Source organism: Psychrobacter sp. LV10R520-6 (assembly GCF_900182925.1).
Classification (GTDB): Bacteria; Pseudomonadota; Gammaproteobacteria; order Pseudomonadales; family Moraxellaceae; genus Psychrobacter.
Genome location: NZ_LT900024.1, coordinates 2,015,319 through 2,033,786 on the forward strand (window position 1 = coordinate 2,015,319; position 18,468 = coordinate 2,033,786).

4 protein-coding genes are annotated in these 18,468 nt (G+C 44.3%); 1 reads left to right on the forward strand and 3 read right to left on the reverse strand.

Annotated elements, in window-relative coordinates:
* Window positions 1-212: 212 nt before the first annotated feature.
* Window positions 213-1,769 carry a signal recognition particle protein gene (ffh, locus tag U1P77_RS08370; protein WP_321154579.1) on the reverse strand — a complete coding sequence of 519 codons (1,557 nt, stop codon included), beginning with the start codon at window positions 1,767-1,769 and terminating at the stop codon, window positions 213-215.
* A gap of 438 nt (window positions 1,770-2,207) precedes the next feature.
* Between ffh and U1P77_RS08375 the strand changes: the two genes are divergently transcribed.
* Window positions 2,208-2,999, forward strand: coding sequence for a cytochrome C assembly family protein (locus tag U1P77_RS08375; protein ID WP_321154580.1), 792 nt, complete (start codon window positions 2,208-2,210; stop codon window positions 2,997-2,999).
* A gap of 95 nt (window positions 3,000-3,094) precedes the next feature.
* On the opposite strand, the gene purU is transcribed toward U1P77_RS08375, so the two are convergent.
* Window positions 3,095-4,012: a formyltetrahydrofolate deformylase gene (gene purU, locus U1P77_RS08380; protein ID WP_321154581.1), complete on the reverse strand. Its 918-nt coding sequence runs from the start codon at window positions 4,010-4,012 to the stop codon at window positions 3,095-3,097.
* A 285-nt stretch (window positions 4,013-4,297) separates the two neighbouring features.
* The gene (locus U1P77_RS08385; protein ID WP_321154582.1) at window positions 4,298-18,418 is read right to left on the reverse strand and encodes a beta strand repeat-containing protein; all 14,121 of its coding nucleotides are present in this window, start codon (window positions 18,416-18,418) and stop codon (window positions 4,298-4,300) included.
* Window positions 18,419-18,468: the final 50 nt, after the last annotated feature.

The following is an 18,468-nucleotide window of genomic DNA, read 5'->3' on the forward strand; positions in this document are numbered from 1 at the left end:
ATAGCATTTAGGGTCAGTAAGTTTTATCACTTTCTACGTTATTCATACTTTATTCATTGAGTCATTTTTTAACATTTGAAATTATTCTGTCAATTGTTAGATGTTCTAGACTGACTAAACGATATGTCCATAAAAAATCCCAAAACTACCATTAGCTTTGGGATTTTTGCCTAGCAACCACTATTAAAAAATATTAAAAAGCTAGCGATGACTTAAAAGCGTTTTTTAAAATCCTTAGTGGGTTCGTTTTGCATTTCTTGCATCTGCTTTTGCATCTCTTCAGTGCTGGGCATATTATTAGGATCCAGTCCCATTTGTTTGGCCATTTGCGCTTGGTTCACATCTTTCATACCACCTTTTGACTGACCACCGCCACCAAACAAGGGACCACCGCCACCGCCACCAGAGGCACCGCCGCCGCCCATCAATCCTTGCATAGATTTCATCATTTTACCCATACCTTCAGGCTTAGAGATCATTTTCATCATTTTTGCCATTTGCTTATGTTGCTTTAGCAAACGATTAATATCTTGGACTTCTTTACCCGAACCAGCAGCAATACGGCGCTTACGACTCGGATTAATCTTATCCGGATTTTGGCGCTCAAAGGGGGTCATCGAATTAATAAGCGACTCCATCTCGCGAACTTTTTCTTCTGGCTTGGCATCTTCAACCGCCTTTTGCATATCGGATCCGCCCATGCCCGGCATTTTATCAAGGAAGCCTGACATGCCGCCCATACTCTTCATTTGCTGAAACTGAGTCAGTAGATCTTCAAGGTCGAATGCGCCGCCCTTTTGCATCTTTTTCGCCATTTTTTCGGCTTTATCACGGTCAATCTTTTGTTCAACTTCTTCAACTAAGCTCAGTACGTCACCCATACCAAGGATACGCTGGGCGATACGTTCTGGATGGAAGAGTTCTAACGCGTCTAATTTTTCGCCGCGACCTAAGAACTTAATCGGCTTGCCCGTAATGGCACGTACCGATAACGCTGCACCGCCGCGAGCATCACCGTCGGTCTTGGTTAAGATAACACCCGTCAATGGCAATGCATCGTTAAAGGCTTTGGCAGTATTGGCGGCATCTTGACCGGTCATCGCATCCACGACGAACAAAGTCTCAGAAGGATTAACCGCTGCAGTTAACGCCTTGATCTCATCCATCATGGTTTCGTCAATAGCCAGACGACCAGCCGTATCAATAATCAAGATATCTTGATATTGAATTTGGGCTTCTTCGATCGCACGTAAGGCAATATCAATCGGATTTTCATCAGTGCTTGAATTAACAAACTTAGCATCAACTTGTGAGGCGACTTGTTCAAGCTGCTGAATGGCTGCTGGACGATAGACGTCAGCTGAGACCAGCATGACCTTCTTTTTATGGCGCTCTTGTAAATATTTAGCCAATTTACCAGCGGTGGTGGTTTTACCTGCACCTTGTAAGCCCGCTAATAAATAGATGATAGGTGGCTTGCCGGTCATTTCCAGCTGCTGATTGGCACTGCCCATCATCTCGGTCAGCTCATCGTGGACAATTTTTACAAACGCCTGGCCTGGTGCTAATTCTTTGAGTACTTCCTCGCCTAGCGCTTGCTCTTTAACGCGTTTGACAAAATCACGAGTCACAGGTAGCGCGACATCGGCCTCTAGCAATGCCATACGCACTTCACGCAAGGTATCTTTAATATTGTCTTCGGTCAGCTGCCCAGTACCGACAACATTGCGTAAACTCGACGATAGGCGTTCGGTTAAGGTATCAAACATAAATAACTCTCATTTAGTAATCAATTAGTAATTTTCAGTCAGTGGTTTTTTGGCCAGTAGTTCTTTGGCTAGTAACCTTCTGGTCAATAATCTTCTGGTCAATAATGTTGTAGTCAACAATCAGTGTGGCGATCAATTAGAGAGGCTTTTTACTCACTAGCTTTCTATTTATTTGAGCTATTTATTTGTGCTATTCGCAAATTTTCTATCTAAGCTCTGAAATTAACGCTTTTAATGAATAACTTTTCTTCAGTAAAAGCGTAGATATAGATTTTAATACAGGCTTAGTCAAATAATAATAGCGACGATTCTCAATTGGCCTCTATTTTATGATAAATTGAAGGATTATTCTAATCATACCATTTTAGCATTAACTTGAGCGGCCCTAAGTGACAATAGTGACAATGGCGCGCTCCTGATTTTCAATGAGGCTTGCCTGTGTTACTTGCGTTTGTGATAGCCAGTATGGCTTATATCGTGGTCAGTATCCATATCGGTTGGGCATTGACGACAGATAGGCCCATCAATAAAGGCGCCAGTCTTGGCTTATTACTGGTGGGTATGCTGGCGCACGCAGCGCTGTTATATCCCTACATTGTCACTTTATACGGGCTAAATTTTAATCTATTTAATGTGTTCAGTCTGACCAGTTTACTTTTCTTATTCTTCTACGTGCTATTTTCTCTATATCGTCCCATTGTCAGCCTAGGGATTTTGGCTGCACCTACGGCCCTGATTGGTATGGCTATTGGCTATATTGGCCGCGCTCCTTATCAGCCGCTCACCGATGTCAGTATGGGTCTTGAAGCGCATATCTTATTGTCATTTGCCGCCTATTGTGTGCTGCTGATGGCAGCGGTGCAAGCGCTATTTTTACGTCTACAAATCCGTGAGCTTAAGCATCATACCATTCACCGCTTTTGGGTCAATAAGCTACCGTCACTACAAACTATGGAAGGCTTACTGTTCGATATGATCTTAGTCGGCTTTGTCCTGCTCAGCATTGCGTTGGGACTCGGGTTTGTTTATGTACAAGACTTAATGGCGCAGCATATCGCTCACAAAACGGTATTTAGCATCTTATCGTGGTTGATGTTCGGTGCATTACTGCTGGGGAATTGGTGCGCTGGCTGGCGAGGCAAACTTGCCGCCAACATCACCATCTATGCCTTTATCTTATTAGCACTTGGCTTTGTTGGCAGCAAGTTTGTGTTAGAGTTGGTGCTATAAGATAAAGTAAGATGACTTAGCCTATTGTTTACGAGCCGTTATTCACAATTAGTGCTTAGCACCTGCTTAGATAATTTTATTAAGAAATTGCCTTTTTAATTAAATACCACCGTCTTATTACCTGCCACGATCACCCGATTTTGCACATGCCAATTGACTGCCCTTGCCAGCACATTGCGCTCTATATCACGTCCAATCGCCCGCAACTCAGCAACGCCTTGCCGATGGGTCACCCGGTGCACATCTTGCTCGATGATAGGTCCTTGATCCAGATCAGCGGTAACATAATGAGCAGTCGCGCCAATAAGTTTCACGCCTTTATCATACGCTTGCCGATAAGGATCTGCTCCTACAAACGCTGGCAAGAATGAATGATGAATATTGATAATTTGCATCGGCCAGCGCTTAACAAAGTCTGATGACAATATTTGCATATAGCGCGCCAATACCAGTAAATCATTCCCTGCCATCAGCTCATGAATCTGTGCTTCTGCGTCTGCTTTATTGTTCTTAGTCACAGGAATATGATGAAAAGGGATACCAAAGTTTTCGACCGCTTGGCGTAAGTCAGAATGGTTACTGATTACGGAAGTAATCTCACAATCGAGCAAGCCGCGTTGATGCCGCCATAGTAAATCCAATAAGGCATGGTCAAACTTGGATACCAAAATACCAACTTTGGTCTTTATCCCATTGTCATGTAGACGCCATGTCATGTTATGCCGCTTGGCAACGGTATGCGCAAAGCTGGCCTCAAAATTGTCTATAATATCGCTCAGACCTTCTAAAACAAACTCTAAACGCATAAAGTATTGCCCGCCTTCATGAGCCGTCGAATACTGATCCAAACTAATAATATTAGCGCCATAGCGATGAATGAACTCTGATACGGCCTGTACGATACCGGCTTGGTCGCGGCACTTAATCAATAGCGTGGCGGTATCAATAGTCGTTGTGTTAGGAGAAGTATCCGATGAAGCATTAGTTGAAGTAATATTTGCGGTGTCTGACATAGTGCGCCCAATTCAAAATAAAATGATAGCCATCTACCGTGCTTAGAACTCTATCGGTAGCAGGGTAAGTCGACTATTTTAATCTTTTTTGGATAATTTTGCTTGCTGGGTTAGTTGTTTTTAGTTATTTAGAGCAATAATGTAAAAACCCCCAACGCTACTTATTAGCCATTAAAATAACCCCCGTAAGTTGTGTCCAACTTATGGGGGTCAGTTCACATTGGGAGTTTTGGTATTGGCTTATTAAAAGTTGAAAAATAATCGGTAGTTAAACGGACTCAATGATTATTGAACCTTAATTTCCTGTTTAAAACTAAAGCCGTTATTGCTCACATTAACAATAGCGCCTATAGCATAAGCTTTATCAAAGTCTACTACAAAAGAGTTAAAGCCCTGTGACGTTGTAGTAGGTTTTTCACCATTAATGTTGACAGAAAAATCTTGCGAAGGCGTTAACATCACTCTAGTAGTCTTTTCCTCTTCATCAACGTTGATACTTATGCTATCTACACATTGTGCACCGCCGGCACCAAAGGCACTGGCATTGTTCTCCCATGGTGTTTTCAAAGTACCATTAACGATATCTATATCTTCCGGTAGGAATGGCAGCTCAAAGTTCAGACTTTGCGTATTTTCACTACCATTCACAAATGTAGAGGCATCAAAGCGCACTTTCACCCAATTGGCATAACGTATCGGATAGCGAATGCTAAAGTCAGCACGTCCTTCTTCATCCGTCATAAAGGTGTAACCATCGTCCGATACTGTCCCACCGATAATAGATACAGGATTGATAGCATCAAGACGATTGTTGCCATTCAGATCATCATCTTTTTCTAAAGTATAGTTATAATCTGGATCCTCAGTATTAAACCAACCAGATTTCATTGGTATCGTTAGTTGCTCAGAATAACGTTCTAGATTATCAGCGGTTTGATAGCTAACTTTACTGTCCAACAGACACACTGTACCTTGCGCATACTCAATGGCGTACGATTTAATCGATACATCTTGGTTTGGCACTGCGCGGCCTGAGCCATCCATGACAGAAATCGAACCTTCTAAGGTGTAATAAATGTTATCAGAGGTCAAATCGTTACTAAATGCTAATGTGGTATATACCGCCTCTTTTGATACCGTAATATTAACAGTTTGCTTGATAGTCTTATTGTTCAGGACTTCTGCATTAATGACGACACCGTTAACAGCGGTACTGGCATTGGCTTGATACACCACTCGCGCCTCACCTTTATTATTCGTTACCGCTGTGGCGGCTGATAGGCGACCCGCTGATGCATCAGCAATACGGCTAAATACTACTGTCTCACCTTCTACGGGCACATCATTTTGATCTTTAATCAAAGCAACAACTTCGGTGCTCCCTTGTGGCACAATTGTAGAACGAACGGCCTGCAGTGACATAGTCGCCGGTGTGGTTGCCCTAAAGCGCGTGTCGACTGACGTTCGGTATTTAGGGTTACCATTATTAGTCTCAGCTAGTACGGTCGCTTGTAGTACCGCCGTACCAGCAAGTCTAGAAGTTAATATCACAGGCACAGTAATAATACTACCATCAACATTGGTCGCATTAATCGCTTGAGTCGTAATCACATCATTATTATTAAAATTACCAAGCGTTGTCTGGACTTCTATTTGTTTACCAATAAGCGCGTTAGCTTGTGCTGCAGAGTCAGTTCGGACTTCTATAGTAATAGTATGGGACTCATTAGCGTTATAAAAGTCTTTAATATCAATAAAACTGATACCCGCTTGCGAGACTTTTACTAAGTTCACACTGTTAGTGCTGCGTTGGGTAAATACTGCGCGCTCACCGATTGCTCTCGCAAAGACACGAAGATTACCGTTGTCATCAAAATCCAAATTATCTGCTTCCAAGTTGAATTCCGCTACGCCATCAGCATTGGTTTTAATAGCGGTAGCAATGCTATTACCTTCAGCATCTATCAGCTCCATATCTGCATTCGCAATCGCTCGCTCAGCGCCATCTTTTAGCGTCGTAGTAACTGTCGTTACATCGCCAGAATTCAAATTATTAAGTGACGCATTGAGAGTGACTTTAGTACCCACTGCTGATAAAGTTTCTGTGCTTTGTGCCCGTACTTGCATGATGCTATTTCCATCGGCATCATACTGCGGAGTAACGACCTTCGCATTAATCACAACACTGTGATTAAGTCGGGCATTGATAGTATTTGCAGCGAGCAGTACACCAGCTGCAACTTTGCCCTGCTCATCGGTAATGACGACACTTGAGGTGGCCAACGCCGCACCACTGGCTTCTAAGTTTTCGATACTGAGCTGCACAGGGACACCTGCCAAAACCCCTCCATTAACATCAGTGACTATAAATGTCGTGGTGGTCTGATCACCGCCTGTGTTTAAGGTGGTTTTATCCGAACGTCCGACAATTCTATAATTCTCTAAAATGCCGTTATCGACTGCTACGATATAATTTTGTTCTAATTTAACATCCTCGGCAGTCGTTGTCGTCGCAGTTAACTTGATACCTGCTGCTAAAAGCGCGTCGTTAACATTCGCACCTGTTTCAAGTGTTAGCTCAAAGGTAGCGACACCATCACTGTTGGTTGTAGCGGTGCCATTGGTCACACTGACACCAGTTTTGATGGGGTCGTCAACGTTTAAGCGCACGTCACGATTGGTAATGCTGCCCTCATTATCAGCAACTCGCACAAAGACTTTAAAGGTATCACCTTTCGTATTGACGACTTTGTTTGCGCCTATACTTAAGTTCTCTTGCGTACCATTCGCAGCCGGAGTAGTCGTGGTTACAATACTGGTCTTAGTAGCAATATTGCCATTAGCATCAGCTGCCGATAGCGCAATTATAAAGCTATTACCAATAGCCGCTTTTTGCGCATCAGTTAGACCACCTGATACAGCGATTGTAAAGGTCGCTTTACCTGAATCATTAGTGGTTTGCGTGCCACTTGTTGCCAAGATAACACCTTGACTGGCAATAGCTGCTGGTAGCGCAAGGAACACCTTTTGCCCCGCTATGACATTATCTTTACTGTCTTGGGCTATTACTTCAATCTGAGTCTCACCACCATTTAGGTTTAGTGCTTTTGGTGTTATAGCTATTAGATCAATAGCGGCTTTTGTAGACTGTATATTAAACTGTATCTCTTGCTTTTTGCCTGTCAATGTTTCCTTCAGTGTGGCTGTCAGCTTCTGATTTTTTAGCTTATTCTTTTGCTCCTGAGTCAAATTACTTGGCACGATAACCGTAAAGCTGACCACGCCATCAGCATTTGTGCTGACAATATTTGCGGCTGAGCCGAGTTTTCCATTCACATTTAATAGTGCTGCCAGCTCTGCATTCTCGAACGCTAACTCAATGGGTTGGCCAGCGATTTGGAAGCTGGTCATTTGCGTGCTCAACCCTGCTTGAATAACAGCCGTATCCCCTTCGCCATTTAAGGTATAGAAAGGACGGTTGTTAATAAGGTTAGGTGGATTTAGAACCGTTAAATCAACATCTGGGGTGGTAATATTAACTTCTTGGGTTTTAGAAGTATAAGTGTTGTCTTTTTCGACATAAGACAGCTGATAATCAATCCCTACATCTTTCAGCTCAATACGCTGCTCAGAGGTTAAACCTTTTGGTATATCAACAATGAATGTCACTTCACCACTAAAGTCTGTAGTCGCTGACTCTTTATTGACACTAACACCATAATCAAGCGCTACTTTGCCTAACTGAATGGCAACTGCTTGCCCTTCAACAGCTTGGGGATTAGCATCTTTGGTTAGTAGCTTGACAGTGACACTGCCACTACCACCAAGCTCACTAATATTTGGCGTTAAGATTGAGGCAAAATTAATACTAGTCGCTGGTTGCTCAACGTTGATTTTTTGATCAGCGATAGTGGCTTCAGTACCGTCATCATCAGTAATCATAGCGGTATAAGTAATACCTGAAGCCACTAATGCCTCACGTTGGGTTACTGTTAAGTCTTGGCTAAGGTTAACCGTAAATACCGCATTACCGGCAGCATTGGTGGTTTGCTCGCTACCTTGAATGCTAATCCCTTCCACATTTTCAATAACTAGTTTCACTACATTACCCACCACCGCACTACTATCCGGACGCTTAGCAGATACTTGGATGGTAAACTGGCTATCTAATACAGTGACCACTTTAGGGTTACTAGTAGATACTAGTTTAATATCACTTTGACCAATAGCCGAACCGATGTTAATAGGTGTGCTACTGATAACGCTGCTTGCACCTGAGGTTTCAATGGCTTTAGCCGTTAATACAAATTTACCCGCAGTCTCTAACGCTTCTTTTTGACCATCATTCAGACCTGTTGGAACGCGTACGGTATAACTGACCATACCTGTTGCATCAGTGACTTGCTCAGCACTCCCTTCAATAGCCAGTAGGCCTTGATCAATCAAGTTGCTAGGCAAACTTGCAATGACTGTTTGCTTATCTACCCCTCCACCGTTCGTGTCATTCACGCGGAAGCTGATGATAGCGCTGCCACCTGAGCTCGATAGCTGTACTTTGCTACTAGTACCAAAATTAATCTGATACTCAGCAGCTGGTATAGCCGCTTGTGCCTTGTCCTCTATAGTAGCAATACCGTCCTCATCAGTAAGGATGGCGTTGTAAGCAATGCCAGAGTCGACCAACGCTTCACGCTGCGTCAAAGTGAGGCTTGGATCTATGTTAATGGTAAACACGGCATTACCCGCCGCATTAGTGGTTTGCTCACTATCTTGAACACTAATCCCTGTTACGTTATTAATGGCCAGTTTCACTACTTTACCCGTAGCAGCACCATCTTTGCGTTTGCCAGATACTTGAATTTGGAACTGGTCTTTGAGGACGTTGACCACACTAGGGATACTTTTTGAGCTAAGGACAGTTGCGCTTTTTTGTACTTCACTGCTAATACTAATTTCACCACTGTCAACAGTACTGGTTGCGCCTGAATCTTCTATTACAGTTGCCGTCAATACAAACTTACCTTTTCCTGCTGCTTCTAATATGTCTTTTTGCGCTTGCAGCAATTCTGCTGGAACACGTACGCTATAACTGACCATGCCTTTACTGTCGGTGAGTTGAGTGGCGTCACCATCTAAGGTTAACAATCCCGCATCGGTCAGCTCTTTTGGTAGCACAGCAGTGACGGATTGATTAGCGGTAACACCGCCGTTTTTGTCATTCACACGGAAGCTAATAACAGTGCTACCGCCTGAGCTCGATAGCTTCGGGCTACTTATAGTACCAAAGTTAATTTGATACTGTGCTACGGGTAGCATTACAGGTGCATTGTATTGTCGAGTAGCCATACCGTCGTCATCGGTGATGATGGTAGTGTAAGTAATTCCTGAAGCAACCAACCCTTTACGCTGGTCATCCATTAGGTCTTGGCTAAGATTAACCATAAACACTACATTACCATCGGTATCAGTAATCTGCTCGTTGTTATCAATACTAATGCCGGGCACACCATCAATAACCAGCTTCACCACTTTATTGGCAGCAGCACCACCATCTGGACGCTTACCCGATACTTGTATCTGGAATTGCTCTTTGAGGACGTTAACTACACCTGGGATGCTCTTAGAGCTAAGTATTGTCTCACTCACGCTTGTAAAGCTGACACGCTCACTATCAACTTGAGTGGTTGCCCCTGAGGCTTCGGTTAAGACAGCAGTCAGTGAAAAGTCTTTTGCTGCTGCTTCTAGTTCTTTTCTTTGATCATCATTTAATCCTGCTGGCACACGAACTAAGTAATTAACAACACCTTTATCATTGGTCACTTGTTCAGTGTTACCGTCTAAGGTTAATAGTCCGGCGTCAGTCAGCTCTTTTGGTAAGCTTGCAGTGACGGTTTGATTGGCAATAGCACCGCCTTTGCTGTCATTAACGCGGAAGCTTAAGATGGCAGTACCACCGAAGACAGATATCTTCTCTTTATTCCCCGGATTAAAGTTAATTTTGTATTCAGCAGCCGGTTTTTCTACTTTTGCATTCACATTTTCTATGGTGGCAATACCGTCATCGTCAGTAAGGATGGCGGTGTAGGTAATGCCTGAAGCAATCAAGGCGTTACGTTGGTCATCGGTTAGGTCTTGGCTAAGATTAACCGTAAATACCGCATTACCCGCGGCATTAGTCGTTTGCTCATTGCCTTCAACGCTAACGCCTGGTACACCTTCAATAAACAGCTTTACCACTTTATTAGCGGCAGCAGCACCATTTGAACGCTTACCGGATACTTGAATCTGAAATTGGTCCTTAAGGACGTTAATAACGCCTGGTATGGTTTTTGAGCTGAGGACGGTAGCACTGACTTTAACTTCGTCGCTAATAATAATCTTACCACTGTCAACATCAGTCGTTGCACCTGAGGCTTCTGTTAAGACAGCATTCAGTACAAAGTCTTCGGCTGCTTCTAATATCTCTTTTTGTGCTTGCAACAATCCTGCTGGAACACGAACGGTGTAGCTGACCATACCTTTAGCATTGGTCACTTGCGCGGCAGTACTATCTAAGGTGAGCAGTCCAGCATCAATTAAGCCTTGTGGTAGCTTGGCGGTAATATTCTGGTTGGCAATGACGCCACCGTTTTTGTCATTGACGCGGAAGCTAATCACTGTGCTGCCACCAGAGCTTGACAGCTGCGAGTTGCTAATCGTACCAACGCTAATTTTGTATTCAGCAGCCGGTTTTTCTACTTTTGCATTCACATTTTCTATGGTGGCAATACCGTCATCGTCAGTAAGGATGGCGGTGTAGGTAATGCCTGAAGCAATCAAGGCGTTACGTTGGTCATCGGTTAGGTCTTGGCTAAGATTAACCGTAAATACCGCATTACCCGCGGCATTAGTCGTTTGCTCATTGCCTTCAACGCTAACGCCTGGTACACCTTCAATAAACAGCTTTACCACTTTATTAGCGGCAGCAGCACCATTTGAACGCTTACCGGATACTTGAATCTGAAATTGGTCCTTAAGGACGTTAATAACGCCTGGTATGGTTTTTGAGCTGAGGACGGTAGCACTGACTTTAACTTCGTCGCTAATAATAATCTTACCACTGTCAACATCAGTCGTTGCACCTGAGGCTTCTGTTAAGACAGCATTCAGTACAAAGTCTTCGGCTGCTTCTAATATCTCTTTTTGTGCTTGCAACAATCCTGCTGGAACACGAACGGTGTAGCTGACCATACCTTTAGCATTGGTCACTTGCGCGGCAGTACTATCTAAGGTGAGCAGTCCAGCATCAATTAAGCCTTGTGGTAGCTTGGCGGTAATATTCTGGTTGGCAATGACGCCACCGTTTTTGTCATTGACGCGGAAGCTAATCACTGTGCTGCCACCAGAGCTTGACAGCTGCGAGTTGCTAATCGTACCAACGCTAATTTTGTATTCAGCAGCCGGTTTTTCTACTTTTGCATTCACATTTTCTATGGTGGCAATACCGTCATCGTCAGTAAGGATGGCGGTGTAGGTAATGCCTGAAGCAATCAAGGCGTTACGTTGGTCATCGGTTAGGTCTTGGCTAAGATTAACCGTAAATACCGCATTACCCGCGGCATTAGTCGTTTGCTCATTGCCTTCAACGCTAACGCCTGGTACACCTTCAATAAACAGCTTTACCACTTTATTAGCGGCAGCAGCACCATTTGAACGCTTACCGGATACTTGAATCTGAAATTGGTCCTTAAGGACGTTAATAACGCCTGGTATGGTTTTTGAGCTGAGGACGGTAGCACTGACTTTAACTTCGTCGCTAATTTTTACACGCTCACTGACTGCTGTGCTGCTTGCACCAGAAGTTTCTGTCATGGCAACTGCCAACGCAAAGCTACCTGCTGTTTCTAGTAGCTCTTTTTGATCGCCATTTAGACCTGCTGAAACACGAACCGTGTAACTAACCATGCCTTTATCGTTAGTCACTTGCTCAGCAGTACTGTCTAAGGTTAATAGCCCAGCATCGGTAAAGCTCTTTGATAGCCCAGCGGTGACTTTTTGGCCAGCGATAATACCCCCGTTTTTATCATTCACGCGGAAGCTAATAACGGTGCTACCACCGGAGCTTGATAGCTGGGGATTACTAATCGTACCGAAGTTAATCTGATACTCAGCAGCAGGAACAGCTGCTTGTGCGGTGTACTTTTGAGTGGCAATACCATCATCATCCGTAAGGATAGCGGTATAAGTAATACCTGAAGCCGCTAAAGCTTCACGTTGTACCAAACTTAAACTGGACTCTATATTAATGGTGAACACGGCATTACCCGCAGTATCGGTAGTCTGCTCATTGCCTTCAACACTAACGCCTGGTACACCTTCAATAAACAGCTTTACCACTTTATTAGCGGCAGCAGCACCATTTGAACGCTTACCGGATACTTGAATCTGAAATTGGTTCTTAAGGACGTTAATAACGCCTGGTATGGTTTTTGATGTAATTACGGTATCACTTTTACCAGGTTGAGCTTTGACAACTACACGCTTACTGACTGCTGTGCTGGCCACCCCTGAGGTTTCTATGATAGCTGTCGTTAATACAAAGCCGCCTTCTCCTTCTAACGCGTCTCTTTGAGTATTTGATAGTCCAAATGGAACTCGAACCGTGTAGCTGACCATACCTTTAGTATCGGTCACTTGGGTAGCAGCACTGTCTAGGGTTAGCAGTCCAGAATCAGTTAAGGCTTTTGGTAGTACAGCAGTGACTCTCTGATTGGCAACGATACCGCCGTTTATGTCATTCACGCGGAAGCTGATGATAGCGCTGCCACCTGAGCTCGATAGCTGTACTTTGCTACTAGTACCAAAATTAATCTGATACTCAGCAGCTGGTATAGCCGCTTGTGCCTTGTCCTCTATAGTAGCAATACCGTCCTCATCAGTAAGGATGGCGTTGTAAGCAATGCCAGAGTCGACCAACGCTTCACGCTGCGTCAAAGTGAGGCTTGGATCTATGTTAATGGTAAACACGGCATTACCCGCCGCATTAGTGGTTTGCTCACTATCTTCAACGCTAACGCCTGACACACCATCAATATCCAGTTTCATCACCTTACTGGCTGCTGCGCTGCCATCTGCGCGCTTGCCTGATACTTGAATCTGAAATTGGTCTTTTAAAACGTTAACAACACTTGGGATACTCTTAGAGCTTAGAGTGGTAGCACTTTGTTGTACTTTATTACTGAAACCTATTTGCTCACTCACTCCCGTACTGCTTGCACCTGAAGTTTCTATGGTAGCAGTCGTCAATACAAAGTTACCTGCGTCTTCTAAATCGCCTTTTTGCTCGCCATTCAATCCTGCTGGAACTCGGACGGTATAGCTGACCATGCCTTGATTATTGGTGATTTGAGTCGCCTCACCATCTAAGGTTAATAGCCCAGCTTCGGTTAAGGCTTTTGGTAATACCGCGGTGACTCTTTGATTGGCAACAATGCCACCGTTTTTATCATTTACACGGAAGCTGATGACGGTGCTGCCGCCTGAGCTTGATAACTGCACTTTACTGCTAGTACCAAAGTTAATTTGATACTCAGCGGTTGGCACTTCTGCTGGTACATTCCCATCATCTAAAGTGGCAATACCATCCTCATCAGTAAGGATGGCGCTATAAGTAATGCCATCGTCAACTAACGCTTGACGTTGGGTTAAAGTGAGGGTTTTATCTATGTTAACGGTGAATACCGCATCACCGGCAGCATTGGTGGTTTGCTCGTTACCTTCAACACTAACGCCTGTCACGTCATTAAGCGTCAGTTTGACGACTTTACCAGCAGTTGCACCACCATTCGGACGCTTGCTCGATACTTGAATCTGAAATTGGTCTTTTAAAACGTTAACAACATTTGGAATACTCTTAGAGCTGAGAACGGTTGCGCTTTTTTGTACTTCACTACTAATTTCAATCTTACCACTCTCAGCAGTGCTGGTCGCCCCTGAAGTTTCTATGGTAGCAGTCGTCAATACAAAGTTACCTGCGTCTTCTAAATCGCCTTTTTGCTCGCCATTCAATCCTGCTGGAACTCGGACGGTATAGCTGACCATGCCTTGATTATTGGTGATTTGAGTCGCCTCACCATCTAAGGTTAATAGCCCAGCTTCGGTTAAGGCTTTTGGTAATACCGCGGTGACTCTTTGATTGGCAACGATACCGCCGTTTATGTCATTCACCCGGAAGCTAATAACGGTGCTGCCACCAGAGCTTGATAGCTGCTGGTTACTAATCATACCAAAGTTAATTTTATATTCAGCAGCAGGAACAGCTGCTTGTGCAGTGTATTTTTGGGTGGCAATACCATCATCATCCGTAAGGATAGCGGTATAAGTAATACCTGAAGCCGCTAAAGCTTCACGTTGTGCCAAACTTAAACTGGACTCTATATTAATGGTGAACACGGCATTACCCGCAGTATCGGTAGTCTGCTCATTGCCTTCAACGCTAACGCCTGGTACACCTTCAATAAACAGCTTTACCACTTTATTAGCGGCAGCAGCACCATTTGAACGCTTACCGGATACTTGAATCTGGAATTGGTCCTTGAGGACGTTAATAACGCCTGGTATGGTTTTTGAGCTGAGGACGGTAGCGCTGACTTTAACTTCGTCGCTAATTTTTACACGCTCACTGACTGCTGTGCTGCTTGCACCAGAAGTTTCTGTCATGGCAACTGCCAACGCAAAGCTACCTGCTGTTTCTAGTAGCTCTTTTTGATCGCCATTTAGACCTGCTGAAACACGAACCGTGTAACTAACCATGCCTTTATCGTTAGTCACTTGCTCAGCAGTACTGTCTAAGGTTAATAGCCCAGCATCGGTAAAGCTCTTTGATAGCCCAGCGGTGACTTTTTGGCCAGCGATAATACCCCCGTTTTTATCATTCACGCGGAAGCTAATAACGGTGCTACCACCGGAGCTTGATAGCTGGGGATTACTAATCGTACCAACGCTAATTTTATATTCAGCAGCCGGTTTTTCTACTTTTGCATTCACATTTTCTATGGTGGCAATACCGTCATCGTCAGTAAGGATGGCGGTGTAGGTAATGCCTGAAGCAATCAAGGCGTTACGTTGGTCATCGGTTAGGTCTTGGCTAAGATTAACCGTAAATACCGCATTACCCGCGGCATTAGTCGTTTGCTCATTGCCTTCAACGCTAACGCCTGGTACACCTTCAATAAACAGCTTTACCACTTTATTAGCGGCAGCAGCACCATTTGAACGCTTACCGGATACTTGAATCTGAAATTGGTCCTTAAGGACGTTAATAACGCCTGGTATGGTTTTTGAGCTGAGGACGGTGGCGCTTTCAGAAGTAATACTCATACGCTCACTGTTGACTGTGCTGGTCGCTCCTGAGCCTTCAGTCAAGGTTGCAGTCAATGCAAAGCCGCTAATACGCTCAAGTTCAGCCTTGCGCGCCGCCGACAATCCGGCTGGGACACGCACCGTGTAGTTAACCACGCCATTGATATCCGTGACTTTTTCAGCCCCACCCTCAATGATAAGCAATCCTTGTTCCGTTAGATTACTTGGTAAGCTTGCAACGACTGATTGGTTGGTAATTGCCCCACCACGGCTATCGTTGACTCGAAAACTAAGCACAGCGCTACCGCCAAAGCTTGATAGCCGAGAGTTGCTGCTGGTGCCAAAATTAATGTTGTACTGAGCGACTGGTAGAGTCACAGGGGCTTTATAATTTTGAGTAGCAACACCATCATCATCAGTAAGGATAGCAGTATAGGTAATACCGGAGGCGACCAAGGTTTTACGCTGCTCCGTTGTTAAATCTTGGCTGAGATTGACGGTAAATACGGCGTTACCCGCTGCATCGGTGGTCTGCTCATTACCTTGAACACTAACACCTACCACGCCATCAATGGTGAGTTTCATCATTTTGTCAGCTGCCGCGCTACCATTCAGACGCTTACCGGATACTTGTATCTGAAACTGGTCGTTAAGAACATTAATGACGCTTGGAATGCTTTTTGAGCTGAGGACGGTTTCACTTCGTTGTGCTTCGTTGCTGATGCGTACACGCTCACTGACGGCGGTGCTGGTTGCCCCTGAAGCTTCTATTATAGCAGTCGTCAATGTAAAGCCACCGATGCCCTCTAATTCTGTTTTGCGCTCTGCTGATAGTCCTACAGGGACGCGGACGGTATAGTTGACCATACCTTTGCTATCGGTCAATTGGGTCGCAGCACTGTCTAAAGTTAACAGCCCAGCATCGGCTAAGCGTTTTGGTAGTACAGCAGTGACTTTTTGGTTGGCAATGATACCACCATTAATGTCATTCACTCGGAAACTGATGACGGTGCTGCCACCTGAGCTAGATAGCTGAGGGTTGCTGCTAGTACCAAAGTTGATATTATACTCAGCGGTAGGAATAGCCGCTTGTGCTGTGTATTTTTGGGTAGCAATGCCGTCTTCATCGGTGAGGATTGCGGTGTAGGAAATACCAGAGGTGGCTAAGACTTTACGCTGCGCTAAGGTTAAGCTTGGTTCAATATTAACGGTAAACACGGCATTACCTGCCGCATCAGTAGTCTGCTCACTACCTCGAATGCTAACCCCTGCCACCTCATTGAGAATAAGTTTCACATCTTTCCCAGCAGCAGCGCTACCATCAGGACGACGACCAGATACTTGAATCTGAAACTGATCTTTTAAGATGTTGATGACACTAGGAATACTATTGGAGCTAAGAATTGTCTCACTTTCAGCCGTAATGCTGACACGTTCACTATTAACACGACTGCTCACACCAGAGGCTTCAGTCATACTAGCGGTCAACGCAAAACCGCCAGCTTTTTCTAATACAGCTCGTTTGGTTGCATTCAGCCCAGCAGGAACACGCACAGTATAGCTAACGATACCTTTGGCGTCGGTCGGTTGGGTGGCAGCACTGTCTAATGTTAACAGTCCAGCATCTCTGAGCTCTTTTGGTAAGATAGCAGTAACCGCTTGATTCGCAATGATACCGCCATTGTTCTGATCATTAACGCGAAAGCTAATAACCGCACTGCTGCCATAACTTGATATTTTACTTTTACTATTGATGCCGAATGTGATTTGATATTGAGCCTGAGGAATATACACGTTGTTGGTATAGGTTTGGGTAGTCACCGAGCGGTTCGGCTCAGACAACATGACCGTATAGCTGACACCCTCTTTTGCAAGCTTGGCGCGAGACGCTTCACTCAAGTTGTCGGGTATAATTAAATCTACCGTTGCTTGACCCTTATTGTCTAAAATTAGCGCTTCACGGCTTAATCTCACACCTTGAATCACGTTATTGAGCCTCACACTCACTTTAGCCTCGTTAATTTGGGTCGGTACGTCGTCATTCGTAGGTTTGGCAGTGATAACCAGCTGCTGCGTATCGCCATAGGCATTGAGCTTATTGGTCATACCTTCTATCTCAAGCTTATAATCAGAGATAGGGGGCGCAACTACGAACTTATCAGAAACCTCTTTAGTAGCACCACTTTTTTCTTTAATATTGATAACATAAAAAATACCTTGCTGAATAAGAGCGTCGCGTTCAACTTTTGTCAGCTTACTATCGACTTCAATATTAAAAGTCGCGATACCATTAGAGTCGGTCTCTTTACTATTACCACCAGTAATAGCGACCCCTTTAACACTGGTAATCCCTAAACCTACGGTCACACCGATGGCACGTGCGCCATTCTTATTTTTTACAATGACACTAAATACTGCAGTGTCACCATAAGCATTTAAAACATTGTTAGACACTGAGCTGGTATTTAATACGGGCTGAATATCAAGGGTGCTGACTTCTACCTGTGTGCCATCGCCGCTGCCTTTTTTGAATACAGCGACTTTATTTACCTGCGTGATAACAGCACCATCATTTTTAGTAGCAGAAGCAGTTAGATTAAAGCCGTTCGCTAACAATGCAGCTTTATCAGTGACAGCTCCTGGATTTAGTTGAAGCGTGTAGGTGACATACCCATCACTATCAGTGGCAATCGTACTTTTCCCATCAATGGTAATGCCATTATTTTCAGAATTCTCAATTTTTAAGCTGATGTTTTTATCGATGACCGCACCGCCACTGGCCTTTTCAGCTGCTTTTATCGTAACGGTAAAAGCTGTGGGTTCATCGGATAACTCAATACTATTTGGACTAACTGCAATGGGTTGTAAGAAAAAGTCAGGCTCAATATCACCATCTGGTGTATCTTCATCACTCTTAACGGGCTGTTCACCTAGAGGAGGCACCGGGTCAATAGAATCTACCGTATCACCCTCTCCACCACCACCACAACCAGCTAAAGCTAAGGCGCAAGTTAAAGAGGTAAGTTGAAACAACTTAGAAGTAAGAGGTAGTGAGCTATAGGACATATTTCGAACTCCGCATCAGCAAGATTCTGATCAAGCAAAAAAACGTAAAT

What these genes read in the sequence shown, in the direction of transcription:
- ffh (WP_321154579.1), bottom strand. Translation starts at nt 1,769, where the DNA reads ATGTTTGATACCTTAACCGAACGCCTATCGTCGAGTTTACGCAATGTT.
- purU (WP_321154581.1), bottom strand. Translation starts at nt 4,012, where the DNA reads ATGTCAGACACCGCAAATATTACTTCAACTAATGCTTCATCGGATACT.
- U1P77_RS08385 (WP_321154582.1), bottom strand. Translation starts at nt 18,418, where the DNA reads ATGTCCTATAGCTCACTACCTCTTACTTCTAAGTTGTTTCAACTTACC.